The sequence below is a fragment of the Aquiflexum balticum DSM 16537 genome (assembly GCF_900176595.1).
GTDB classification, from domain to species: Bacteria; Bacteroidota; Bacteroidia; order Cytophagales; family Cyclobacteriaceae; genus Aquiflexum; species Aquiflexum balticum.
This window is the reverse complement of sequence record NZ_LT838813.1, coordinates 5,208,916-5,235,156: the sequence shown is the minus strand read 5'-3', so window position 1 is coordinate 5,235,156 and position 26,241 is coordinate 5,208,916. Positions and strand designations below refer to the sequence as shown.

Genomic DNA, 26,241 nt, shown 5'->3' with positions numbered 1-26,241 from the left:
GTCTTTTTAGATTTTAAAGATTTTATATTCTTTATACCCGATATAGAATTCCATGAAAGAAACCCTAAATATGGTGTAAACAGGGATTGCAAATATCATCCCCAGTATACCGGCGATTTTTGCTCCGGCAAAGATAACAACAAAAATTTCAAGCGGATGTGCTTTTACAGATTTAGAAAAAATCAATGGCTGTAAAATAACATTGTCAGTAACCTGTACCATGGCAAATACGGACAGAATCTTAAAAATCATCAGGGTGATTTCATTTGATTGATCAAAATTGCCGGTAGATAATCCGACAATCACCCCAAAGGCAGTTCCCAAAATAGGACCTGCGTAGGGTATAAGATTGGCCACTGCTGCAAACATGGCAATAGTGAGCGCATAGTCAATATCCATCAGGGTAAGACCAATCGCAGCCAATGAAAAAATACAGGTAATCTGAATCAAAAGGCCCACAAGGTAATTGGAAAGCAATTTCTCCACTTTGTTGAAAGTCGAAACCGCCAGTTCAAAATAGGCGTTGGGAATCAGATTCATGATGTTTTTTCTCAACATACCGTTTTCCAGCAAAAGAAAAAAGGTGATGAAGCTTACCGCCATGACGGCGACCAGGAAGGAACTTGTAGTATTGATGATGGTATTGATCAAACCCTGAAAATTGACCTTCCCGAAGCCGGCCACAAGATTCTCCCGCACCTGCATAATCAAAAAACCCGGCTCACTTTTAATTATTTCAAATTGAATAAGTAAATCTTCAATCCGCCCAATTGGATTTTGGATCCTTTCATAAATGTAATCCAGATCATAAGAAGAAATCATTTGAATCTGAGCGCTGATAAGCGGCACAAAAAGCAGGCTGATCAGGAATATTACATTGATTACCAAAGCAAAGGACAACAGAATCGACAACCATCGCGGAACGTGTTGGCCCATCAGGTGTACAGAATTGATTCTGTTGGTAAGCGGTCTCAAAATGGCCGCAATCACCAAAGAAAAAATAAAATATTGCGTAATGTTCGAAAAATACCAGCCTAATAGGAAAAAAACAAGAATTGCAATAATGAGGTATAAGACCGGCCTTTTCATAAAGATCAAATATTATAAAGGAAAAAGAAACATCGAAATATTATAGAAGAAATTAGAATCAATGATTGACCGGGATCTACCTATTGATGTTTCCTTTTCCGGATTAATCAAAAAGGAAGGTTTACTCCCATTTCAATTCATCGTCAAACTCACTTTGCGAATCATCGTTATCAAATTGAGAGAAATCAAAATCGGGCAAAAGATCTGTCTTCACATGGTCCACGGCTTCCTGCAAAGCCTCAATAAATTTTCCGAAATCTTCTTTGTATAGGAAAATTTTATGCTTTTCAAATACAAAGGAGTCATCTTTTAAGCGCCTTTTACTTTCTGTGATAGTTAAATAATAATCATTGGATTTTGTGGCTTTCACGTCAAAAAAGTAAGTTCTCTTTCCAGCCTTTACTCTTTTTGAGAAGATCTCTTCTCTGTCATTTCCTCTATAGTCTTCCACTGTGCAAGGTTTTAAAATGTTTGGATTTTTAATAATTTAACGTGACAAGTTAAATCAATTCAAAAAATATATTCAAGGGATTATCCGGTTTTTTTTAAAAACAATCAATTTCAGTGCTTAAATGCGTTTTTAACCTTCAAGAAATCAAAAAAAAGAGGGTTTCCCCTCTTCTTACTCTCCATGCATGAATAATTTCTTTGACATCAATTCATCTTCTGTTTCCCTATGTTCAGGATCATCCACACAGCAATCCACAGGACAAACGGCCGCACATTGCGGTTCTTCGTGAAATCCGGTGCATTCTGTACATTTTTCTGTGACTATGTAGTAAAACTCGTCAGATCTCGGTTCTTGCTTTTCATTTCCATCTACGACGGTACCATCAGGGAGTGTTACTTCTTTTAATTTGGTTCCACCCGCCCAGGTCCACTCAATGCCGCCTTCATAAATAGCAGTGTTGGGACATTCAGGTTCGCATGCACCGCAGTTGATGCATTCGTCAGTTATCATTATTGCCATAATCAATCGATTTATCTCACAAAATTAATAATCATTTAACAAATCACGTAAAAAAAAGTTGTCATGCTAATTAATTTTTAATCATTCTTTCAAAATTTTATTCCTTTACTTTTGAATATCTTTGGTCAAAATTTAAATAAATGACGCTTGAGGACAGAATAGAGGCATTTGTCAGATTGGGAGAAAGATTCGAAAGTTTTTTTCAGAATGATTTTTCTGAATTGGCCATCCAAGTTGAAAATAACAATCCATGGTTTACTCCTGAAAACACGAAAAGTGCCATCCAGGCTTTGAGGGCTAATCTCACCAAAGAAAAACTGGAAAAATGGATTGAACCTTATGATCTGCAAAATATCAAAAACCCCAAAAGCATCGGCATTTTAATGGCAGGAAATATTCCTGCTGTTGGATTTGATGACTTGCTGTGTGTATTGATGGCGGGACATCAGGCATGTGTCAAGTTGAGCAGTTCAGATCAGGTATTGATGAGATGGATCATTGACCAAATTATTGCTATTGAGCCAAGATTTGATAAGTTTATTTCCATCGAAGAAATGCTGAAATCCAAAACTGCCTATATAGCTACAGGAAGTGATAATTCGGCAAGGTATTTTGATTATTACTTTGGAAAATATCCGCATATTATCAGAAAGAACAGGACCTCTGTGGGTATTCTGGATGGAAGCGAAAAAAATGAGGATTTTCGAAGGTTGGCTGAAGATGTATTTCAATATTTCGGACTTGGCTGTAGGAATGTGTCAAAAATTTACATTAAAGATAAAGGTCAGCTGATTGGTTTTCTTGATGCGATAGCAGATTTTAAGCATATAGCCAATCACTATAAATATTTTAATAACTATGAGTACAATAAATCCATTTATCTGGTCAATAAGGATGATCATTTGGATAATGGCTTCCTCCTTTTAAAGGAAAGTGACTTAATGGTTTCTCCGATTGCTGTTTTGTTTTATGAGATTTATGATGAACGTGCCGGATTAGATCGGCTCCTATCAGAGAATAAAGAAAAAATTCAATGTATTGTCAGTAACCATGGGTGGTACCCCGGAACCATTGATTTTGGAAATGCCCAATGCCCTTCGTTGGGGGATTATGCAGATGGGGTGGATACTTTGTCGTTTTTGTCTGGTTTAGATTGATTTGCGCTGAATTTGGGCAAATAAAAACTGAAATCACTTCCCTCGTTCAAAATGCTTTGGATATAAAGTTTTCCCCCGTTTTTTGCTATGTATTCCTGAACAAGTAATAGTCCGAGACCTGTGCCGGATTCCTTGTTTTTTCCTAATGTCGTGATCGATTCTTTGTTTCTTAATTTCTGGAGATTTTCCGGATCTATACCCGCTCCCGTATCCTTGACTTTTATGTAGACCTCGCTTTCTTTCTCTTTCAATACCACTGATATCACGTCGTTTGCACCTGAAAACTTCATCGCATTGCTGATTAAATTCCTGATGGTAAGGTCTATCATATTCTTGTCGGCATATACGTCACTTTCACCAAATTTCTCCATTTTCAATCGAATTCCTTTTTGAGATGCAGTTTTTTCAAACAAGGAAAATTGCTGCTGAATCAAAGACTCTAAATTGAAAACGCTCTTTTCAATCATTTCTCCTTTTAGTTGACTGCTGGTCCAAGCCAATAGATTTTCGAGCAATACTGAAACAGAATCCATATTTCTGTTCACTTCGGGAAGGATATCGAAAAATTCATCCCTGCTGATTACACCATCATTGGTAAGTTTAATCAGTTCTCTGACACCAAGAATGGGTCCTTTAAGGTCATGGGAAATAATGGTAAATAATTTGTCTTTGAGTGAATTGGTTTTTCTGAGTTCCTCTGCTTGTTGTTGGAGTTTGTTTTGGTTTTCTTTTTGGGAGGTAATATCCACCATCAAAATTATTGCTCCTCTGAATACATTTTTTTTGTTAAAAATGGGAATGATATTGATAGAGTAATACATTTTGGGTTCATTCAGATCCATTGCAAGTTCAAAAGAGATTTTTTCTCTTTTTTTAATTTGGGAATCGATAATATGGTTCTCACCAAATACTTCTGTGATGGATTTCCCGATCAGCGAGTGACCTGGATTGTTGAGGATTTTTAATACCGGATTGTTAAAGTCAATTATCCTTTCTTTGGGGTCAAGGACTAAAATGCCCTTTGTAATCAATTCAAATACTTTATCTCTCGCTATAGGTTTTAAATCAAATAGGTCGAATTTCAACAAGCCTATTCCGATGAATATATAGGAAAACAAAAAAGCATATGGGGTCATATCAATATGGCCAAATGGTCTGAATCCAAAGAGATAAACAATATTAAATGCCCAAGGTACAAATCCGGCAATGATCAAAAGATTAGACTGCTTTTTGTATAAAGAATCAGCATTATTAAACCGGACCAATAAAAGTATATTTCCAAAAATCAAGGAAAGATAAAAAAAGGCTGTATTGATATAATACCAGGGACCGATGGTAATACTTAATAGTGGGAAGGGACCTGAATAATCCACTAAAACCTCTTTATAATGTAGATTATGGTAGCTGTTGGTCAAAACAAGCAGGTAGGTGACCAATGGTAAAGTGAAAATCAAAACAGCCGTTTTTGAATTTATCCATTTTTCCAACCCCGTGTATTTCAGGCAAAACCACAACCAAGCGGCCGGTGCAAAGGATATGCCGATATATTCTATTTTAATCCAGAACAGCATTGTATCCAGACTTTGACTGGATAATTCGAAGCCATACGCCAAAGCCCAAATGGAAATCAGAAGCATAGTGATGGCAAACCATCGGATCATATCTCCGAGTCTTAAGATAATAACTGCGGAAACTCCAATAGAAAATATCCCTGATAATAACAGGATTAAAGAAAAAATATTCAATTCCAAGTGGGACGGGTTTAATTAAGAATTGAAAGTTAGGCAATTTTTTTGTTCAAAAAGCTCATTTTTACATCATATTCTAAAATGATAAGATTAAATTAAAATCCTAAAACTTTATTAGTGAAATTAGATCAAAAACCGAAATCCAAAGATTGGTTTCCATCCACCTTTAAAATTGCATTGTTGCTCAGTGCCATGGTGTATATTGCTGTGGTCTTCCTCACCAAGCCTGATCATGAAAATATTCCTGTCTATGGATTTGAGGTATTGAAATTTTGGCAAAAGGGTTTTTGGGATTTGATGGAATTTACCATGCAGATGATTCTGATATTGGTTTTTGGGTATGCACTTGCTGTTTCCAGACAAGTTAGCAAAGGCATCAAGAAACTTGTCGACCTTGCCGACAGTAACCTTAAATCGGTAATGATTACAGCAATTGTAACGATTTGTGCAGGGTATTTGAATTGGGGTTTTGGGTTGATTATTGGAGCTGTATTGGCAAGGCAGATAGGGGAAAACGCCGCTCAAAAAGGGAAATCTTTGAATTATCATTTAGTAGGTGCCTCAGGATATTTGGGTATGATGGTTTGGCATGGCGGGCTTTCCGGTTCTGCTACACTCAAAGTGGCAGAAAAAGGACATTTTTTGGAAGACTTGATAGGAGTAATCCCAGTCAATGAAACAATTTTTTCTTCTGCCAATCTCTTGATTAACCTGGCTTTGGTTATTGTCCTGATATCAGTGATTTATATTTTATCAAATACCAAAGCCAATGCATCTTCCTTAGCCGATATCAAATCCCAAAAGCATCATGCCGTGCTTCCAGGGAAAGGATATTTAGGAATAATTATCGGAGCGTTGATCTTGATATTGGCATTTTCTGATTTTTTCTATGCCGGATCTGACAATCTCGGGTTTTTTGATCTCAATTTCGTCAATTTTGTTTTGTTGGGTTTTGGACTGATCTTATTCAGAAATCCAGATGCTTATTTCAAGGCTTTGGGAAAAGGAATGAACAGTGCCACGGATATTTTGATTCAGTTTCCGTTTTATGCCGGAATTTTGGGCATGATGAAATATTCGGGATTTTTGGATCTATCAGGGGAATTTTTGGTTTCAAATTCATCAGCTGAAACTTTTCCCTTGTTTTCTTTTTTCAGTGCTGCGGCTGTCAATCTGTTTATTCCGTCGGGAGGCGGCCAATGGGCCATTCAGGGCCCCATATTGATGGAAGCAGCTAAAAGCATGTCAATTGATCCGGCAGGCATGGTACTTTCATTTGCATATGGTGACCAATTGACCAATATGCTTCAACCATTTTGGGCTTTGCCCTTGTTATCCATTACCGGAATTAGTGCAAAGGATATCCTGCGATATAGCTTTTATTTCTTTCTGAGCGGTTTTTTGGTATTTGGATTTGGAATATGGATTTTGATATGTTGAACACTTATTCTTGTTTCCAATAATAAAAAATAATGCGGCCGGTTTTTTACTTCTATTTTAGGTCCGTTTTTTTATCTTTGCGGACATTGATAAGAATTATTTTCCAAACTATAAAATTTATTTTCCAATGGCATTTGATATAGGAATGATCAAGGCGGTTTACTCCAAATTCCCTTCAAGGATTGAAGCTGCAAGAAAGGCTGTAGGTAGGCCTCTTACGTTGACTGAAAAAATATTGTATGCACACCTTACAGACGGTGAAGCTACAAAAGCTTTTGAAAGGGGAGTATCTTACGTTGAATTTAATCCGGATAGGGTAGCAATGCAGGATGCCACAGCCCAGATGGCACTGCTTCAGTTTATGCAGGCTGGCCGCAATCAGGTAGCCGTTCCATCGACTGTCCATTGCGATCACTTGATACAGGCAGAAGTAGGTGCTGTTGCTGATTTGGATAAAGCTAAAGACAAAAACAGGGAGGTTTATGATTTCCTTTCTTCTGTATCAAATAAATATGGTATTGGCTTCTGGAAGCCAGGTGCTGGAATTATCCATCAGGTCGTACTTGAAAACTATGCGTTTCCGGGCGGAATGATGATTGGGACAGATTCCCACACGCCAAATGCAGGTGGTTTGGGAATGATAGCCATAGGTGTCGGTGGTGCTGATGCCTGTGATGTAATGGCAGGTCTTCCCTGGGAATTGAAATTCCCCAAGCTGATTGGAGTAAAATTGACCGGTAAACTTTCCGGTTGGACTTCTGCTAAGGATGTAATCCTCAAAGTTGCAGGTATACTTACAGTAAAAGGCGGAACAGGTGCCGTAGTTGAATATTTCGGAGATGGTGCAAGATCTCTGTCCGCAACGGGTAAAGGAACTATCTGCAATATGGGTGCGGAAATAGGGGCAACCACTTCCATCTTTGGTTATGATGAGAAATCTGAGGCTTACCTGAGAGGTACAGAAAGAGGTGATATAGCTGATATGGCCAATGCTATCAAAGCCCACTTAACAGGAGACGATGATGTGTATTCAAATCCTGAAAAATATTTTGATCAGGTTATTGAAATCAACCTTTCTCAACTTGAACCCCATATCAATGGACCCTTCACTCCGGATTTGGCTTGGCCGCTTTCCAAGTTTGCCGCAGCGGTAAAAGAAAACGGTTGGCCGGCAAAGCTTGAAGTCGGATTGATTGGCTCCTGTACCAACTCTTCTTATGAAGATATTTCCAGGGCTGCGTCTTTGGCGCAGCAAGCAGTAGATAAAAACCTTGTAGCAAAGTCTGAATATACCATCACACCAGGTTCCGAACAGGTAAGGTTTACAGTAGAAAGAGATGGGTTTTTAAATATATTTGAAAATATGGGAGGTGTCGTATTGGCTAATGCCTGCGGACCTTGTATCGGACAGTGGGCAAGGCATGGCGCTGAAAAGCAGGAAAAAAACTCCATCATCACGTCTTTCAACAGAAATTTTGCAAAAAGAGCTGATGGTAATCCCAACACCCATTCTTTTGTAGCTTCCCCGGAAATAGTTACCGCCATGGCAATTGCAGGCGATCTGACATTCAACCCAATGACTGATTCTTTGACCAATGAAGCAGGTGTACAGGTGAGGTTGGACGAACCCAATGGATTGGAATTGCCTCCAAAAGGATTTGCAGTGGAAGATGCAGGATACCAAGCTCCTGCTGAAGACGGGTCTACGGTAGAAGTGAAGGTAGATGTCAAATCGGAAAGACTTCAATTATTGGAACCGTTCATGCCTTGGGAAGGCACTGACTTGACCGGATTGAAATTGTTGATCAAGGCGAAAGGAAAATGTACTACTGACCATATTTCCATGGCCGGTCCATGGTTAAGATTCCGTGGTCATTTGGATAATATCTCCAACAACATGTTGATCGGAGCAGTAAACTATTTTAATGAGGCCACCAACAAAGTGAAAAACCAATTGAATGGAGAATATGCCGAAGTTCCGGCTGTACAGCGTCAGTATAAGATGCAAGGGGTTGGTTCCATTGTAGTAGGAGATGAAAATTATGGCGAGGGTTCTTCAAGGGAACATGCGGCTATGGAACCCAGATTTCTGGGAGTAAGGGCCATCTTGGTTAAATCATTTGCCAGAATCCATGAAACCAATCTGAAGAAGCAGGGGATGTTGGCATTGACTTTTGCCAATTCTTCAGATTATGATCTGATTCAGGAAAATGACAGCATTGATATCATTGGCTTGAGAGATTTTGCGCCAGGTAAACAGTTGACAGTTGTCCTGAATCATGAAGATGGAAGTAAAGATGAGATTAAAGTAAACCATACTTACAATGCCGGTCAAATTGAATGGTTCAAGGCCGGATCTGCTTTAAATTTAATTAAAGCGGGACTTTGAGCTTCCAAAAACAATTTTAGTAAGAGCTGTGGAAAGATTCCACAGCTTTTTTTTTATGCAAGTGAAATCGAAGTGTATGTCAGAAGACTTCGGTTAAGATTTGATGGATTTATTTTGAATTCAAAATTTCAATTTTAGATCCAATTAGGATTTCCTATAGCCGATTAGGATTTGGAATGTTCCAATTTTGTACAGGTACTAAGGTCTGATATTGTTTATTATTTTGTAAATTCAGACTTGCATTTTGAATTTGGCCAATCAAAATTACCCGGAAATACAGAAAGGGTATTGGTTTAGGAAATCTACGATTTGTGGATAAAATAATGGGAAATGCCTCATTCAATATCGATCGGGATTTTGGTTTTTTTGGGTAATTTACCAAAGGAATAGGCAGTGGTTCTAAAACGGGTTAATTTCTGATTGAATTTGGGATTAAATAAATTAAACATTTTTTAAATTTTTAATTGCATATTGTTTGGTGCAAAAAACAAATTAATGTATGTTTACAGCGTTAGATTATTTAAAAACTTATCACCCAAGTTCAATAACTTTTGTTAAAGCACTATTTTGCTGTTTCTTATGAAAGAAAGAGGTATCAACAATACGTTTAAAAAGATCATATATGAATCATCTGAGATGGTTTTTTTAGCTGATGATACCTATCCATATAATATTTTCTATACAAATGTGGCTTTTGAGAAGGGTTTGGGCCAGTTTTTAGATGACAAAACATTGGTGGGTTTGGGCTTGGATATCAACTCTTATATTTTCAACGAAGAATTGATTATAACCTACCAAGAGAAAGAATATGTTTTCAACCTTGAGTTACCACAGGAGAATGGCTCCAATTATTTTCTTTTTTACAAAGGAAAGGAGATCAAAACCAAAGGGATGCCTTCAAAAAGAGAAACCCAGTTATTTCTCAAAAATTGGAATGATATTATAGGAATTGGACAGGAAAATTTTTTAACGTGGGTAAGCGAGTCAGTAGAAAATGTATTGGGATATACCCAAGACGAGGTTACCAATGTCGAGCTTTGCCAGTTTTTCCATGCTGAGGATCTACCTAAGGCCCAGGAATTGTGGTTGGAGGTTAAAAACGGCAATGAAATCAGTCGGTTTATTGCAAGAATGCTTCACAAAAACGGGAATTATATTTGGATTGACTGGCAGATAAATTTTATTGAGGGCAAATTTTATATTATTGGTAAAGATGTAAGTGAAGAACAGCTATCCAAATCCCATCATGAATGGAAATTTGAACTTTTTAAGCTTGGAGAAAAAATCTCCAAATCGGGTGTTTGGGATATAAGTCTCCCTGGCAACCAAGTCTATTGGAGTGAGGAATTGTACCGGATTTTTGAAATAGACCAACCCACTGTTTTTACCCTTGAACAGAACTTGTTGTTTTTTCTGCCTGAATTCAGACCTGTTATCCAAAAAGCGATGACTGAATTGATGGCCATAGGAAATGGCTTTGACCTCAAGCTGAAAATAAAAACCCAAAAAGGGAATGAAAAATGGGTGAGAATGTTGGGCAAAGCATTTTTGAAAGAAAACGAGGTTGTGAAAGTTTATGGGACATTTCAGGATATTTCTGATAGTTTCAATCTGTTGAATGAATTAAGTCTTTTCAAAGAGATGTTTGAACTTTCTCCCGAAACCATCTTAATATTGGATTTGGAAGGCAACATTATTTTTACCAATCAGGAAGCAAAGGAAAAGCTTGATTTCTCATTTAAGGACAACTATTCCCCAAACATATTCGACTTTGATACTAAGTTTAAAGAAAAATCCACCTGGCAGGAGCATGTACTTCATCTAACAGAAAAGAAAAGCAGAATTTACCAAAGCAGGTTGGCAAATGCAATCGGCGGTGAATATGAAGTTGAAGTGAATTGTAACCTTACCGAAATACAGGGGAAAAAGTATATCATTTCATTTGCGAGAGATATTTCAGATAGAATTGTATTGGAGAATTCTTTAAAGGAGTCTTCAGATTTTTTACTGCATCTGACTGAACAGGTCCCGGGGGCACTCTATCAGTTTGTTTTGGATAAAGAAGGGGAAATGACCTTTTCTTATTTAAGTCCAGGAATTAAAGACTTGCTTGGTGTTGAAGGAGATGAGTTTAGTGGTATGAAACATATAGGACAGGCCATCAATAAAGTACATCCTGAAGATATAGCACAAGTACTTACTTCCACTGTTGCTTCGGCGCGAAAACTGAAGCCTTGGGCCTGCCAATTCCGGGTAATTGAAAACATTACCGGAGGATTTAAATGGGTTTTGGGAGCTGCCAAGCCGGAGTTGATGGAGAATGGGGATGTGGTTTGGTATGGATATCTTACAGATATTTCTGAGCAAAAAAGATTTGAGAATAATCTGAAAAATGCCCGGGAACAAGCTGAAAGAGCCAGTCAGATCAAATCTGAATTCCTCTCCATGATCAGCCATGAATTGCGTACTCCTTTAAATGCTATTTCGGGTTCAGTATATTCCCTATTGCAGGATGACCATTCTCAGGTTCAGGCATCTGCCTTGAATACCATTAATTTTGCTGTTGATAATCTGATAATCATGATCAATGATTTATTGGATTATCAAAAGATTGAAGCCGGGAAACTGACTTTGGAAAACAATCCGATGAACCTTAAAAACGTGGTCGGCCAAGTCATGAACGGATTGGAATTTCATGCCAAGGATAGCAGAAACAAGCTGACTCTCCATATGTTGGAAGAATTGAACATAGACGTGAAGGGTGATAAGGTCAGATTGGCACAGGTCCTGAATAATTTGATTACCAATGCACTGAAATTCACCAATAACGGTAAAGTTGATGTTACACTTAGATTAAAAGAAAGTAACGCAGGGAAGGCAAAAGTATATTTCGAAGTGAAAGATACCGGTGTTGGGATTGCAAAAGAGCATCAAGACAGGATATTTGATCAATTTGACCAAATCCAACACTCATTCAGTAAAAAATACGGAGGCACAGGCCTGGGACTTTCCATCACCAAAAAGCTCCTGGAGCAAATGGACAGTCAAATCAAAATCGAGTCTGAAGTCGGTATCGGCTCAACTTTCTTCTTCGAAATCGAGTTTGAAAAAATCAGTAAAACAATCCCTGCGGAATCTAAACCTGCTGATTTGACAGATGACCGATTCAATAAAATTAAATTATTGATGGCCGAGGACAATGATGTCAATGCATTGGTTTTAGGTAAAATCATCAAAAAATGGGGTATTAACTATGAAAGGGTGCATAATGGCCAAGAAGCTGTTCATGCGGTAAGTCAGGGCAAATATGACTGTGTATTGATGGATATTCAGATGCCCGTCATGGATGGATTTGAGGCAACAAAAATCATAAAAACGATTTCAAATGTGCCTGTTATTGCACTTTCCGCTGCTGCAAAGCAGGATTTGTTGGAGAAAATAGAAGAGTGTGGCTTTACAGGATATGTTTCCAAGCCTATTGACGCCGCTGAACTTTTGAAAAAAATCAAGGAAGTTCTTGCCTAAAGATTTTTAGATTTCTCCAAGTATTCTTCTGTCAAATCCATGGAGGGATCTTTTTCGAAAACATCTTCCAAATATCTCAGTGCCAATTCCTTTTCATTTTTATAATAATGATAAATCCCTTTGTTTCTGAGGGCATATAGGTTTTTGGAATTTTGTTTTAAGCTATAGTTGATGTCTTCCAATCCTTTGTCCGGATGACCCAGATAGACAAGGTATAGCCCCCTGTTATTGTAATAGAATGCCTGTTTTGGATTAATCGATATTGCTGTATTTATGGCATCAAGGGCAGACTCATAATTTCCCGAATCAAAAGCAATCATAGACCGTAGATTGAAAATATTGGCTTCTTTTGGATTGAGATTTTCAGCTTTATCCAGTGCCAATGAGGCTTTTTCGAAATCTTTTAAATAGTAAAAAATTGTGGCCTGATTTACCAACACTTCGGGGTTATCAGGGAACAATTCCAGTGCTTTTTCAAAAGAAAGAAGGGATTCTTCATATTTCTTGAGTTTTTCAAGAATCAAACCCTCCAAAAAATAACTTCTCCAGCTGTCCGAAGAATATGCTATAAGTAGTTTACTGTCAGCGAGTGCTTTATAATATTCACCGTTATCCAAAAAGGTAAGCCCCCTTTGGAACAAGGCGAGGGTGTCCTTTGGGTTTGTATCCAAAATTTTGCTGAAATCATTTATCGCGTCTTCCAGTCTGTTTACCTCAAGGGATACCATGCCCCGGTTATAAAGTGCATCTTTGAATTGGGGATCGATTTTAAGCGCTTCACTATAGAATTCTATGGCGGCTTTGGTATCATTCTCCTTTAATTTTTCATTTCCTTTCAATAAATACCTGCCCTTTTTTGTTTCAGGACTATCGCATGAAAAGATGAGGAATAATGGTTGGATTAAAATAAATGTAAAGTAAAATCTAATCAGTAATTTTTGCATCAGTTTTTTTCTCTTCCCCTAATAACATCGCGAATGGCATGGTTGATTCACTGAGTTCAAATATTTTTTTGAGCACAGCCAAAGTGGGTATAATCAAGATCATTCCAATTACTCCCCAAATAGAAGCGCCCACCAATAAACCAAGAAAAGTTGCAAAGGCATTGAGGTTGACATTGCTTCCAACAATTTTGGGAGTTAAAAAATTGCTTTCTATGAGTTGAATGATCTGAAATGCAACCACAACGCCTATGGGATAAAATAACCCGTCCTTGGTCAGGAAGGCGAAAACAGTAGGTAAAATGGCTCCCAAAAACGGGCCCAAATAAGGAATGATGTTTAATAAGGCAGCAAATACTCCAAAGAAAATGGCATGCTTGATACCAAGTCCAAATAAGGCAATGGTATTCAATACTGCCAATATTGCCATAACCTTAAAAATACCAATGATGTAGTTTTGTATGACTTTTCTCAGATTTCTGATTTCGAGTTTGATTTTCTCATTATCATGACCGCTGTACAATGCCGCAATGAATGCTGTCAAATGATCTCTGTATAGGAGAAAAAAGAAAATAAATACCGGTAAAAGGACTACACTGGACAAAGAACCAAGAGTACCCAAAAGAAATTCAGCCAGATTGGAACTGTTGGATTGGAGTAATTCTATCAAATAATTTTGATTGATTCCCTGTCCTATTCCTGTCTCTATATTCAAAATTTGTTTTAAAAAGTTGTCAATTTCAGTGAGATAGGTATTTAATTTTTCTCCGACATTATCAAGATCTTTCGTGAAACTTGCGATCTGAAAAATCACAAAAGTAAATAATCCAAGAATCAAAAAGATACCTGAAACCAACGCGAGGGTTGTACTTAATATTCTGGAGATTTTCTTTTTTTCCAGCCAGTTGCTAAATGGTGTTAGAAGTACGGATATTATTCCTGCAAGAAATAGTGGGACAAGAATACTTCTGCCAATTGTTAAAATAAAAATAATCACAATAATCAGTAATAGAACAAAAAGTGCTTTGAGATAGGCAGGTAATTTAATTTCTTGAAATCCCATATTTTAGGAGTATAAATTGATTTGAATTAAAATTACTATTTAGGCTTCTTGGTTTAGGGAACTAAAAAACCTGTTTTCAGGAAACCTTAAATAAACAAAAACCCAAATGATTTCTATAAAATTAATTCTATTTTTGGCAGTATAAAAATAAATAAGTGGAAAGGGAAAAGTCGAATTGGATCAGGATTTCTTTTGTAGTCAGTTTTCTTTTATTGATTATAAAATTTTATTCATTTTACATCACCAATTCAACGGCAATTCTCACCGATGCATTGGAAAGTATAGTCAATGTGGTTGCAGCTGGTTTTGCCACCTATAGTATTTTTCTGAGTTCCAGACCAAGGGATGATAACCACCCTTATGGTCATGGTAAGATTGAGTTTTTCAGTGCCGGGGTTGAAGGTACTTTAATTATACTTGCAGGAATATTTATATGTTACCAATCCATTTACAACCTTTTTTTTCCAAAGGAACTGGAAAAACTGCTCGAAGGTGTTCTCTTGGTAAGTTTTGCAGGTACTGTAAATGGGGTTTTGGGCTTTATTCTTTTTAACAAAGGAAAAAAACTGAACAGCCTAACGCTTGAAGCAAGCGGCAGGCATCTGATTACAGATACTTTGACTAGCTTTCTCTTGGTTTTCGGTGTATTGGTCATCTATTTGACAGGTTATGAATTTTTGGATTCTGTTATAGCCATCGTTTTTTCATTCTATATTGTTTATTCCGGATATGGACTGGTAAGGAGGTCTGTGGGCGGACTGATGGACGAAGCAGATCCGCTAGCTGTAGAGTCAACGGTAAGGGTTATAAACCAAAATAGGAAAACAACCTGGATTGATATTCATAATATGCGGGTGCAACAGTATGGGGGTGATAGACATATTGATCTTCATTTGACCTTACCGTATTATCTGGACCTTAAACAGGTCCATAATGAAGTGGAAGAACTAGAAAGGGTATTGGAAGATGATTGGCCCGGTGATATGGAAGTTTTTGTTCATTCTGATCCTTGCATTCCTGAAAAATGTTGCCATTATTGTCAGATTCAGGATTGCCCTGTAAGAAAGGTGCCTTTGGATACAAAAATCGAGTGGACGGCTTCAAATATGTCGAAGAACCAAAAACATTATCACGATCTTCTTGGATAATTTTATTTAACAGAATATTATTTTTTGAAAAAAATTTCATAAATTTGACAGAATACAAAAAACTTAGTATATTCGTTAAAAAAAAAGCTATGAACGAAGATAAACAATTTCGGATATTGCTAGCGGTAACTTCCGTAGTATGGTTGATTCTTGTCGGAGTTCTTATTGTGATCTGACATTAAATCAAAAGACCTGCCTGTTTCATAAACAGCACCTGCTTTTCAAATGGATTATGAATGTAATAAAGGGATGCGTTAAAACGTATCCTTTTTTTGTTTTCGTAAAAAAATGTACTTTTTGATTTAAAAATCCTTAATTTAATCTGGAAAAAATAATAAACTTTACCCAAAAAAGATCATATGAAAAAATCAGTGTTTGGACTTATAGGCATCTTCTATTGCTTTCAGGTAATGGGGCAAGAAACTTCTCATGAAGCATTTATTACCAAAAATCTTGACGAGAATACGGAAAAATTTTCCAAAGTCGCCAGGGAAATTTGGGAAAATCCCGAATTGGGATACTTGGAATTTACAAGTTCCAAAGCCCTGATAGATGAATTGAAGGCTGCTGGATTCAAAGTAGAAACAGGTTTGTCCGGAATGCCGACTTCTTTTTTGGCAACTTATGACAAAGGAGGGCCTGTAATTGGATTTCTCGCAGAATACGATGCACTGCCGGGCCTTTCCCAAGATGCTGTTCCTTACAGATCTATATTGGTGGAAGGGGGGAATGGACATGGCTGTGGCCATAACCTTTTCGGTACTGCTGTGGTGGCTTCTGGAGTTGCCTTAAAGGAATGGATTGATGCAAATAATATTCAGGCGACCATCAAAATATTCGGCACTCCGGCCGAAGAGGGTGGGGCAGGAAAAGTGTATATGGTTAGAGATGGACTTTTTGATGATGTGGATGCCGTTATCAATTGGCACCCTAATGACCGAAATTCTGCCGATGCTTTGACCTGTACAGCAGTCATGCAAGGATATTTCAAATTTTTTGGACAGACTTCGCATGCTGCAGGTTCTCCTGAACGAGGCCGATCCGCCTTGGATGCTGTAGAAGCCATGAACATGATGGTGAATATGATGCGGGAACATGTTGATCAAGGTAGCAGAATTCACTATGTGATCACTCAGGGTGGTTTAGCTGCCAATGTGGTCCCTGACTATGCAGTGGTAGAATATATGGTCAGACACCCTGATGTCGTTGAAGTAAAAGATATGTGGCAAAGGGTGATCAGGGCTGCGGAAGGGGCAGCTTTGGGAACTGACACACGGGTAGAAGTAGAAGTTGTAGCGGGGATTTACGGTTTACTTCCAAATGAAACACTTGCCAAAACCATGCACAAAAACCTGAGCGCAGTGGGTGGTGTGGAATACAATGAAGAAGAAGCTCAATTTGCCAAAGAAATTCAGACAACTTTTAATACCACAAAAGTACCTCCGTTATCTTTAGCACAGGAAGTTCAGCCTTACCAATTGTCACACTTTCCTGCATCAACAGATGTCGGTGACGTCTCCTATGTGGTTCCTACCGTTGGACTATTTACAGCTACTTGGGTTCCGGGAACAGCTGCACATACTTGGCAGGCTGTAGCGGCTGATGGCATGACTATCGGTTATAAAGGTATGATGGTTGCAGCCAAAACCATGGCTCTTACTGGTAAAGATTTGATTTTGAATCCTTTATTGATCAAAGAAGCCAAAAAAGAGTTTGACGAAAGATTGGAGGGATTGGAATACGAGCCTTTGATAGGGGATATGGCTCCACCTTTACATTTCAGAGCAGATCAAAACAAAGTAAAATAATCCGCGGTGTAAAAAGACCTGAAATATAGAATTGAATTTTCCCATAAAGCGCACCAAGCTTCAAAAAGAAGATAAATCTCACCTTTTTTTGTTTGTCTTGGCCTGCTTTGTGGGATTTTTATTTTTTTCCGGTATTCAGTCAAACATTGAATTACAGAAACTCACTTAAGTAATCCAGCTCTTTTTAATAAGGCTTCAGGCTTGGGTTCCCTGCCCCGAAATCTTTTGTAAAGAACAGTTGGATGCTCACTTCCGCCGGCGGACAAAATGTTTTTTTTGAAAGATGCGGCGGTTTCCTCATCAAATATGCCTTTTTCCAGAAAGAGTTCAAAGGCATCAGCATCCAAGACCTCTGCCCATTTGTAACTGTAATAACCTGCTGCATATCCCCCTTGGAAAATATGCGAAAAAGAAGTGCTCATCAACGTTCCTTCCACTTCAGGAAGCAGGTTGGTAGGGCTCATAATCTTTTTCTCAAAGGCAGGAATATCTGTAATTCCGGAAGGGTCCGAACCATGATAAGCCATATCCAACAAACTGAAACTGATCTGCCTTACTGTCTGATAACCTTGGTGGAAATTTGCAGCATTTTTGATTTTTCGGATCAGGTCTTCAGAAATGGGTTCCCCGGACTCAAAATGTCTGGCAAAAAGATCCAGGCATTCTTTTTCATAACACCAATTCTCAAAAATCTGGGAAGGTAATTCTACGAAATCCCAGTAAACACTCGTTCCTGAAAGTGATTCATAATTTCCATTTGCCAGCATTCCATGAAGTGCATGGCCAAATTCATGGAATAGCGTAGTTACCTCATTGAATGTCAATAAGGAGGGTTTTGTCTTTGTAGGTTTGGTAAAATTACAGACAATGGAGACATGCGGTCTGTGGTCTACTCCTTTAATTATTTTCTGTCCCCTATAACTGGTCATCCATGCCCCGTTTCTTTTACCTGGGCGGGGAAAGAAGTCGGCATAAAATACAGCTACATGATTTCCTTTCATGTCCTGAACTTCATAGGTGGTGACCTCAACGTTGTATTTTGGAATATCAGGATTTTCGATGAATCTGATTCCAAAGAGTTTTTCCGCAGTAGTGAATACACCTTGGATTACATTTTCAAGTTTGAAAAATGGGCGAAGTAATTCATCGTCCACTTCATATTTTTGTTTCTTCAGCTTTTCTGAATAATAAGAGAAATCCCATTTTTCCAATTCTTCCAATCCATCAAGATCCCTGGCAAATGCTGTAAGTTCAGCCATTTCTTCCATAGCTTTTGGCTTGGCTTTTTCTAACAAATTTTGAAGAAATTCCATCACCTTTGGGGCACTTTTGGCCATTCTTTCTTCCAGAACGAAATCCGAATAACGCGCGTAGCCCAGTAAATTGACCCTTTCATTCTTTAGCCTCAGCATATCCTTGATGTGCTGCTTGTTGTCCAATTCATCTCCTTTACAGGATTTGGTATTGTATGCTATAAATAGCTCTTTTCTTAACTCCCTCTTTTCGGCATAGGTCATAAAGGGGATATAGCTCGGGAATGCCAAAGTGAAAACCCATTTTCCCGGCTTGCCTTTTTCTTCGGCAGTCTGTGCTGCTGCTTCTTTTACGGCATCGGGCAGTCCTGCAAGGTCTTCTTCATTTTCTACGACCAACTCATATTTGTTGGTTTCAGCAAGTACATTTTCACCGAATTTCAGACTTAGCTGGGAGAGTTCTTTATCGATTTCCCTCAATCTGACCTTTTGGGCATCATTGAGCTTGGCCCCATTTCTTACAAAAGCTTTATAGGTCTTGTCCAATAAAGTTTTTTGTTCTTCTGTAAGGCTGATTAAATGCCTTTGTTCAAAAACCCGCTGAATCCTGTTGAACAGTTCTTCATCCAACAAAATGTCATTGCTATGGGCAGTAAGTAGGGGAGAGATTTCCCTGGCCAAAGCCTGAATGGTATCATTGGTTTCCGCGCTGTTGAGGTTGAAAAAAATAGACGAAATAATGTTGAGTTTTTCTCCCGCCAAATCCAATGCTGCAATGGTATTGTCAAAATCAGGCAGCGGAGAACTTTTAATAGCTTCAATTTCTTCCTTTGCCAATTTTATTGCCTCCTGAACGGCAGGAAGGTAATGGTCATTTTGAATAAGGTGAAAAGGGGCTGTTTCAAATGGGGTATTGAATTTTTCCAATAATGGATTCATATATTCTTGGTTTTATTTCTTGCCTATTAACAGGAGCAAAGTTAAAGAAGTTTAATGGAAAGAGAGAGAAATAGAAGAAACAAGAGGCAAGAGGCAAGAAACAAGAGACAAGAGCCAAGAGACTAAAAACTAAAATTAAAGGCAAAAAGTAAGAAGAATACCTTCATCCTTTTGCCCTTAACCTTTTCTCCTTCATTTATTTCAACACCTGCACATGGATAGCGGTGGGGGATTCAGCATCATGAAACACCCTATGGGTGGCTTTGATGAAATCTTCGTCATCTGCTTTGAAGATGTTCTCCACATATTTCTGGGGATTTCTATCAATTAAAGGAAACCAGGTGCTTTGGATCTGAATCTGTATTTTGTGACCTTTTTTGAAAGTATGCATCACGTCCTGCAATTGTAAGGGTACTTCTGTTTTTTGATTTGGAATAAAGGGTTTTGGCTCAGAAAAACTCTCCCTATATCGGCCTCTGATAACCTCGGACCTCACCATCAAATGATAGTGGCTGAGGTGGGTGCCCTGTTGTACATAGTCATGATCCGGGGTTTCTCCAGGAAAAACATCCACTAATTTTACAATCCAGTCTGCATCGGTTTCCGAGGTGGAAACCATTAATTTGGCCATAATTTCACCTGCCAATGTTATGTCCTCTTCCAAGACATCTGTTTCAAAAACCAAGACATCCGGTCTTCTGGCAGCAAATCTTTGATCATCTGCCATATATTTTCTGGGAGTAAAATTAAATTTGATATCAGGGCTGTGGGGTACAGGCTTGGAAGGGTCTGAAACAAAGGTTGAAACCTCGTTTCCTTTTGGCGCTTCCATACTCAAAGTTCCATTGCCCTGCGGATAAAGTATTTTATTTTCTATGTCTTTTGGTGGCCAGGTATCAAATTTTTGCCATTCATTTTTGCCGGTATCGAAAATATATGCCTCGGGAAGGCCCGTTTTTCCATCCGCAGGTCCTTTTAGGAAATGTTGAAAAAATTCAGCTTCCACATTGTTCTGATACCAGGTAGAGATGGAATCTCCGAAATAAATATTTGAAACGGTTTGAATACCACTTTCCCTTGACCAATCTCCATGGGACCAGGGACCCATTACCAAGGTATTATAAGTATTGGGATTGTTTTTTTCTATGGTCTTGTAAATTGTCAACGGACCATACAAATCTTCCGCATCAAACCAGCCTCCTACAGTCATGACTGCAGGCTTCACTTCATTCAGATGGGGGATAATGCTTCTTTTTTGCCAAAATTCATTGTAATCAGGATTTTCTTTCAATTGGGTCCAGAAGAAATTATCCTCTCCGTAATACTTATCTGCATTTTTAAGAGAACCCATATCCATATAAAACTGGTAAGCATCTTTGGTGCCGGTGTTGACCATGGAATACCAAGGCTTGTCAGTAGGTCCATCATGTTGATATCCGAAAACTACCGTAGCTGCCCAATAACTCAGAAAATATGCCCCATTATGGTGAAAATCATCGAAATAAAAATCACCAATTGGCGCTTGAGGGGACACTGCCTTCAATGCCGGATGGGCAAAAGGAAGTGCCGCTGCTGCGTAAAATCCCGGATAAGAAATACCCCACTGCCCGAATTTACCATTATGGTTGCCGACATTTTTCAATAACCATTCTATCGTATCGAAGGTATCGGTACTTTCATCAATTGCTTTACTGCCTTTTTTCCTTTCAGTAAGGGTGGGTCTCATGTTATCATATTGCCCCTCAGACATCCACCTTCCTCTTACATCCTGGTAAACAAAAATGTAACCTTCTTTCATCATTTTCGGTGATGGTCCCAGACCTGCTTTCATCTTACCTTCACCATAAGGGCCAGAACTATATGGAGTCCTTTGCATCATAAAAGGGTGTTTTTGACTTTTATCCTTGGGTGTATACACCACAGTATGCAATTTGATACCATCTCTCATTGGGATTTGGTATTCAGCTTTGTCATAATTTGCTTCAACATAAGCTGCATCCTGGGCATAAACTTGAAAACTCAGGACAAAAGCAGCAATAAGGAAAAGAGTCAGTTTGATTTTTTTCATAGCACACAATTTTTTCATTCCATATAAATATAAGGGATACCTTTCATTGAAACAGTTGATTTTTTGGGAGTGGATTTATTTATATACCAAGATATAGAAAAGTAACCATAGCAGGAAAAACAAAACGTAACTGAATAAGATGACAACAAAGGATTCTTTAATGCTTCGGCGGCTAATGCTGTGGAATCCTAAAACCAAAAAAACAACATAAACAACTTCAAAAAGATTTAAGGCCTGAAGTGGATAGATATATTTTGGGGAGATGCTTTCCTGATTTACAAAAGAAAGTAATGAAAGCGGATAGAAATTTTTGACATCCAAGTAAGTGACGCTGTCAGAAGGTTGGATAAAATAAATCAATTTGATCAATTCAGGAAAAACAAAGATCAACTCAGCCACCAAAACAAATTGCCAGAGATTTTTATAGGAAGTTTTGTAGCCAAATGCAAAAGCGCCAGTCCAGATTACAAAAGATATCAGCGTAAATTTCCATAACAAGGCAAAGGGGGTCCATATATAATTTAAAGCATTGAAAATATGAAAAATAGAAAAGCTGCCATCTGCTTCCAGTTTTTCATATCCAGGGATTGATTGAAGGATCAAATCATTGGTGACAAACCTGATTGATAAAAACAAAATCACCAAGATCAAAAAAAAGAGTCTCTTGTCGAAATCTAAAGAGTCAAGGATACGTTGTGAAATTGAGCTTTGGGAATTATCCATGAATTGAAATAATTATTGCCAAATCTAAATGATTGTTTGGAATACCATATAATTTTGAATAAAATTTAAATAAAGAATGCGCACACTGACTATTGTATTTAGTTTTTCCTTTTTGCTTTGGGCTATTCCCACGTTTGGCCAAGATGAACCATTGGACAAAGTCGGAGTGGCTGAGTCTCCATATTTGCTATTGGACAAAGGTCTGCAATTTAGGATAACCGAATATGTGAACGCTTTGTACAATTTTGATTTTGAATCAGCCGAAAGGGGGTTTAGGGTGCTACAATATCAATATCCTGATCATCCGCTCCCCTATTTTTTGAAAGGATTGAGTACATGGTGGAAAATTGCCCCCGACATGGAAAATAAGAGGTATGATGATTATTTTATGGATGAGATGGATGTGGTCATCGATAAAGCAAAGAAAATGATTGATGAAGATCCGGGAAATAAGGAAGCGGCATTCTTTTTAGCGGGAGCTTATGGATTTCAGGGCAGATTACTCAGCGAAAGAAAAAGCTGGACAAGGGCAACTTTTGCAGGAAAAAATGCACTCAAATACCTGGACCTGAGTAGGGGAGAGGAAGAACTTAATCCGGAATTATTACTTGGAGATGCTTTATTCAATTACTTCTCGGTTTGGATTCCGGAAAACTACCCCATATTGAAACCCGTCGTAGCGCTTTTTCCCAAAGGGGACAAGGAATTGGGCTTAAAACAATTGGAAGAAGTAGCTCAAAATGCCTTTTATTCAAGAGTTGAAGCACAATATTTTTTGTTTAGGCTATATGCATCTGAGGAAAAGCAACCCTATAAAGCTTTGGCGATCACGGATTATCTTCATCAGAAATTTCCGAATAATCCATATTTTCATCGTTCTTATGCAAGACATTTATACACTGTTGGTAGAATCACAGAGTCAAAAGAGCTTTCGGAAGAAATATTGAAAAGGATTGAAGAAAAGTGGACAGGATATGAATCCAATAGTGGCCGTTACGCAGCTTTTTATATAGCGCAATATTATGACAGGGTAAATGATAAAAGTCAAGCCAAAAATTATTATTTAAAAACCCTTTCCTATGGAGAGGAATCAGAAAGTCAGGAAAGTGGATATTATTTATATGCTCTAATTGCCCTTGGGAAAATTGCCAATGAAGACAATAATAAAGCACAGGCAAAGGAATATTTTACCAAAGTGAAAAAATATGCCAAAAGAAAACACCCTGCTCACAGGGAAGCAAGAGATTATATCAAAAAGAATAAACTTTAAATTAATTTTTCCGTAAAACTGTTAGTGAATTCAGCAGATAATTTGAAAAATTTCAGTTAGAATGAAATTTTTCGATGAAAAAAATACAAAAAGAAGGTAATTAGATAACAATATTTTGAAATCAGTGTCGTTTTTTGTTGGTATTTGTTTTAAAACAATATCAATTTATATTAACTTTGCACCACATAAAATTTCGAAAATTCTTCAATCATGGATAATAGTATAAAAGTGAAATTTGACAAGATAGATCGCAAAATCCTGGAGATTCTTCAGGCAAATGCTAAAATAACCAACGCCCAGCTTTCTAAGGATATCGGACTTTCTCCGGCCCCAACTTTAGAGCGTGTAAAAAAACTTGAACAATCCGGAATTATAAAGAGCTATCATGCAAAGCTTGACCCTGAAAAAATTGGGTTAGGTGTGAGTACATTTGTTTTGGTCAGCCTCATAGGACATAATAAAGGAAATATTGATGCCTTTATGAAAGAGATCAATGAAATTCAGGAAGTGATAGAATGTCACCATATTACCGGTACCGGAGACTTTATTCTTAAAATCATTGCCAAAGATATTACTGCTTACCAGAAATTGATGTTGGAAAAAGTCAGTGAAATTAGGGAAGTGGATTCCATGCAATCTATGGTTATTCTTTCTACTTTTAAGGACAGTAAAGTATTGCCGATACCCCTATAAAAATTTAAAATTTAAATCATTGAAAGGGTGGCTTGCAGTCACCCTTTTTTTATTTAGGAATTCATGGAAAATCCCTGGAAAACAAAATCAAAAAAAAATATATACGAAAACCCCTGGATCTGCCTTGAAGAGCATCAGGTGGTCATTCCTTCAGGAAAAGATGGTATATATGGAAAAGTAATCTTCAAGAACAAAGCACTCGGTATAATCCCATTAGATGAAGAGAGAAATACTTGGCTTGTAGGGCAGTTTAGGTACACTTTAAATGAGTATTCCTGGGAAATACCTATGGGTGGAGGTCCTGTTGCCAATGATATATTGGATTCCGCAAAAAGGGAATTGAAAGAAGAAACAGGTTTGTCTGCAAAAAAGTGGACAAAAATTATGCGCATACACACATCCAATTCAGTGACTGATGAAGAAGGATTTGTTTTTTTGGCAGAGGATCTGACGCCAGGACAAACTGAGTTTGAAGAGACAGAACAATTACATATTCAAAAAATTCCTTTGACCAAAGCAGTCGATATGGTCATGAACGGGGAGATTACCGATGCGATTTCGATTGCAGGATTATTGAAAGTTGCGCGCTTGTTAAATATGTAAAAAATACCGTTTTTATATTGAAATGACTTTTGCCGAATTTAAAGATAATTATTTTAAGACAACCAGTCTCGCTATACCTGTGATGCTAAGTCAGTTGGGGCAGGTTCTTGTAGGTGTAGCTGACAGTATGATGGTAGGAAGATTGGGTGCCGAACCCTTGGCAGCAGCCTCCCTGGCAAACAGTATTTTCTTTGTCGCATTGATGTTTGGAATAGGGGTTTCAATGGCTATAACACCCTTAGTGGCTATGGAGGATGGCAAGAAAAACCCCAAAAAGATTTCAGGATTATTCAACCATGGTTTTATAATCAATATGGCGACAGGGACCATGCTTTTTTTGATTATCGTCCTGTCATCTCCTTTGCTTCACCATTTAAATCAACCCAAAGAAGTAGTGGTTTTAGCTATACCCTATTTGGCGATAATTACTTTTTCCATGTTGCCTTTTATGTTTTTTCAGACATTCAAACAATTGGCCGAAGGTTTGTCCCAAACCAAACAGGCCATGTATATCACCATATTTTGTAATGGCATCAATGTATTTCTGAATTGGGTTTTGATTTATGGAAACCTAGGTTTCCCGGCTATGGGCTTGAATGGGGCAGGTTGGGCTACTTTGATATCAAGGTTGATGATGGCAGGAATTATCTTTTATTATGTTTGGAATTCCAACAGATACAAGCCCTATTCTTTGAAAATGGGAATTAAAAAACTAAGCCTCCCCATGATTACAAAGATGCTTAAAATTGGAGTTCCTACCGGCTTTCAGTTCATTTTTGAAGTAGGGGCATTCAGTTCGGCAGCCATAATGATGGGATGGATCAGTGTAAATGCATTGGCGGCACATCAGATTGCGATTAATCTGGCATCAGTAAGCTATATGATGGCCTCAGGTCTTTCGATAGCAGCGATGATCAGAGTAGGCAATCAGTTGGGTCGAAACGATATCCGGACCTTAAGGGATGCAGGATTTACGGTGTTTATAATGGTTGCTATTTTTATGAGTGTTTCGGCGGTCATTTTCATCGTATTCAGGGAATTTTTGCCTTCAATGTATATCAATGACGCAGGAGTTATTAAGATGAGTGCCACTTTATTGGTTATCGCAGGATTGTTCCAACTATCTGATGGTATTCAGGTGGTTGGTCTGGGGGCTCTAAGAGGGATGTCAGATGTCCGAATTCCTACTATTGTGACCTTGGTGGCCTATTGGATTATAGGACTTCCTTTGGGCTATGTTTTTGCTTTTGTTTTGGGGATGAATGAAGTCGGGATATGGTATGGTCTTTTGATTGGACTTACAGTGACCGGTATTCTTTTGCTCTTCAGATTTCACAAATTGAGTTTGAGACTGCTGAAGGAAAAAGAAAGCAAAATTCCGACGGTATAGATTGACTTTTTATTATTGCCTTTT

Annotated in this window: 19 protein-coding genes; 10 read left to right on the top strand and 9 right to left on the bottom strand. The window is 38.0% G+C overall.

The genetic code is table 11. From position 1 onward, the window contains the following. Nucleotides 1–6: 6 nt before the first annotated feature. From B9A52_RS22135 to B9A52_RS22125, 3 genes are all read right to left on the bottom strand, one after another. Nucleotides 7–1,089 (bottom strand): AI-2E family transporter, encoded by a 1,083-nt coding sequence (locus tag B9A52_RS22135; RefSeq protein ID WP_084122782.1) that lies wholly within the window; start codon nucleotides 1,087–1,089, stop codon nucleotides 7–9. A gap of 121 nt (nucleotides 1,090–1,210) precedes the next feature. Further along, complete coding sequence (locus B9A52_RS22130; RefSeq protein WP_084122781.1) at nucleotides 1,211–1,540, bottom strand: DUF3276 family protein; 330 nt, start codon at nucleotides 1,538–1,540, stop codon at nucleotides 1,211–1,213. 171 nt (nucleotides 1,541–1,711) lie between these two features. Continuing rightward, nucleotides 1,712–2,059, bottom strand: a complete 348-nt coding sequence (locus tag B9A52_RS22125) for a 4Fe-4S binding protein (RefSeq protein ID WP_084122780.1) — start codon at nucleotides 2,057–2,059, stop codon at nucleotides 1,712–1,714. Between the two features lie 140 nt (nucleotides 2,060–2,199). Here B9A52_RS22125 and B9A52_RS22120 point away from each other — a divergent pair, with 140 nt between their 5' ends. Beyond that, the gene (locus B9A52_RS22120) at nucleotides 2,200–3,216 is read left to right on the top strand and encodes an aldehyde dehydrogenase family protein (protein ID WP_084122779.1); all 1,017 of its coding nucleotides are present in this window, start codon (nucleotides 2,200–2,202) and stop codon (nucleotides 3,214–3,216) included. On the opposite strand, the gene B9A52_RS22115 is transcribed toward B9A52_RS22120, so the two are convergent. Beyond that, on the bottom strand, nucleotides 3,168–4,961 hold the full coding sequence (locus B9A52_RS22115; protein WP_231955676.1) for a sensor histidine kinase: 1,794 nt from the start codon (nucleotides 4,959–4,961) through the stop codon (nucleotides 3,168–3,170). The genes B9A52_RS22120 and B9A52_RS22115 overlap by 49 nt on opposite strands. A 120-nt stretch (nucleotides 4,962–5,081) precedes the next feature. Here B9A52_RS22115 and B9A52_RS22110 point away from each other — a divergent pair, with 120 nt between their 5' ends. The 3 genes from B9A52_RS22110 (at nucleotide 5,082) to B9A52_RS22100 (ending at nucleotide 12,318) form a co-directional block, all read left to right on the top strand. Then, complete coding sequence (locus B9A52_RS22110; RefSeq protein WP_084122777.1) at nucleotides 5,082–6,404, top strand: short-chain fatty acid transporter; 1,323 nt, start codon at nucleotides 5,082–5,084, stop codon at nucleotides 6,402–6,404. 127 nt (nucleotides 6,405–6,531) lie between these two features. Next, nucleotides 6,532–8,793, top strand: a complete 2,262-nt coding sequence (locus tag B9A52_RS22105) for an aconitate hydratase (protein WP_084122776.1) — start codon at nucleotides 6,532–6,534, stop codon at nucleotides 8,791–8,793. A 579-nt stretch (nucleotides 8,794–9,372) separates the two neighbouring features. After that, nucleotides 9,373–12,318, top strand: a complete 2,946-nt coding sequence (locus B9A52_RS22100; protein ID WP_084122775.1) for a PAS domain-containing hybrid sensor histidine kinase/response regulator — start codon at nucleotides 9,373–9,375, stop codon at nucleotides 12,316–12,318. Here the strand turns inward: B9A52_RS22100 and B9A52_RS22095 are convergent. Together B9A52_RS22095 and B9A52_RS22090 are read right to left on the bottom strand one after the other, a co-directional pair. Continuing rightward, nucleotides 12,315–13,262 carry a tetratricopeptide repeat protein gene (locus B9A52_RS22095; RefSeq protein WP_084122774.1) on the bottom strand — a complete coding sequence of 316 codons (948 nt, stop codon included), beginning with the start codon at nucleotides 13,260–13,262 and terminating at the stop codon, nucleotides 12,315–12,317. The two genes, B9A52_RS22100 and B9A52_RS22095, sit on opposite strands and share 4 nt — an antisense overlap. After that, nucleotides 13,243–14,322, bottom strand: coding sequence for an AI-2E family transporter (locus tag B9A52_RS22090; RefSeq protein ID WP_084122773.1), 1,080 nt, complete (start codon nucleotides 14,320–14,322; stop codon nucleotides 13,243–13,245). Before B9A52_RS22090 ends, B9A52_RS22095 begins: the two co-directional genes overlap by 20 nt. A gap of 155 nt (nucleotides 14,323–14,477) precedes the next feature. Between B9A52_RS22090 and B9A52_RS22085 the strand changes: the two genes are divergently transcribed. Then, the gene (locus B9A52_RS22085; protein ID WP_084122772.1) at nucleotides 14,478–15,470 is read left to right on the top strand and encodes a cation diffusion facilitator family transporter; all 993 of its coding nucleotides are present in this window, start codon (nucleotides 14,478–14,480) and stop codon (nucleotides 15,468–15,470) included. 359 nt (nucleotides 15,471–15,829) lie between these two features. Then, on the top strand, nucleotides 15,830–17,278 hold the full coding sequence (locus tag B9A52_RS22080; RefSeq protein WP_084122771.1) for an amidohydrolase: 1,449 nt from the start codon (nucleotides 15,830–15,832) through the stop codon (nucleotides 17,276–17,278). Nucleotides 17,279–17,439: 161 nt separating this feature from the next. Here the strand turns inward: B9A52_RS22080 and B9A52_RS22075 are convergent, their stop codons facing one another. The 3 genes from B9A52_RS22075 to B9A52_RS22065 all read right to left on the bottom strand — a co-directional run bounded on the left by B9A52_RS22075 (nucleotide 17,440) and on the right by B9A52_RS22065 (nucleotide 22,261). Further along, entirely contained in the window at nucleotides 17,440–19,470 is a 2,031-nt protein-coding gene (locus B9A52_RS22075; protein WP_084122770.1) for a M3 family metallopeptidase, read from the bottom strand. Nucleotides 19,471–19,666: 196 nt separating this feature from the next. Next, nucleotides 19,667–21,538, bottom strand: a complete 1,872-nt coding sequence (locus tag B9A52_RS22070; protein WP_084123642.1) for a CocE/NonD family hydrolase — start codon at nucleotides 21,536–21,538, stop codon at nucleotides 19,667–19,669. 75 nt (nucleotides 21,539–21,613) lie between these two features. Then, nucleotides 21,614–22,261: a sulfate ABC transporter permease gene (locus tag B9A52_RS22065; RefSeq protein ID WP_084122769.1), complete on the bottom strand. Its 648-nt coding sequence runs from the start codon at nucleotides 22,259–22,261 to the stop codon at nucleotides 21,614–21,616. A 76-nt stretch (nucleotides 22,262–22,337) separates the two neighbouring features. Here B9A52_RS22065 and B9A52_RS22060 point away from each other — a divergent pair, with 76 nt between their 5' ends. The 4 genes from B9A52_RS22060 to B9A52_RS22045 all read left to right on the top strand — a co-directional run bounded on the left by B9A52_RS22060 (nucleotide 22,338) and on the right by B9A52_RS22045 (nucleotide 26,217). Then, on the top strand, nucleotides 22,338–23,531 hold the full coding sequence (locus tag B9A52_RS22060) for a tetratricopeptide repeat protein (RefSeq protein WP_157370259.1): 1,194 nt from the start codon (nucleotides 22,338–22,340) through the stop codon (nucleotides 23,529–23,531). Nucleotides 23,532–23,741: 210 nt separating this feature from the next. Further along, nucleotides 23,742–24,224, top strand: a complete 483-nt coding sequence (locus tag B9A52_RS22055) for an Lrp/AsnC family transcriptional regulator (protein WP_084122768.1) — start codon at nucleotides 23,742–23,744, stop codon at nucleotides 24,222–24,224. A gap of 63 nt (nucleotides 24,225–24,287) precedes the next feature. Then, nucleotides 24,288–24,827, top strand: coding sequence for an NUDIX domain-containing protein (locus B9A52_RS22050; RefSeq protein ID WP_084122767.1), 540 nt, complete (start codon nucleotides 24,288–24,290; stop codon nucleotides 24,825–24,827). Nucleotides 24,828–24,849: 22 nt separating this feature from the next. Further along, on the top strand, nucleotides 24,850–26,217 hold the full coding sequence (locus B9A52_RS22045; RefSeq protein WP_084122766.1) for an MATE family efflux transporter: 1,368 nt from the start codon (nucleotides 24,850–24,852) through the stop codon (nucleotides 26,215–26,217). Nucleotides 26,218–26,241 lie beyond the last annotated feature (24 nt).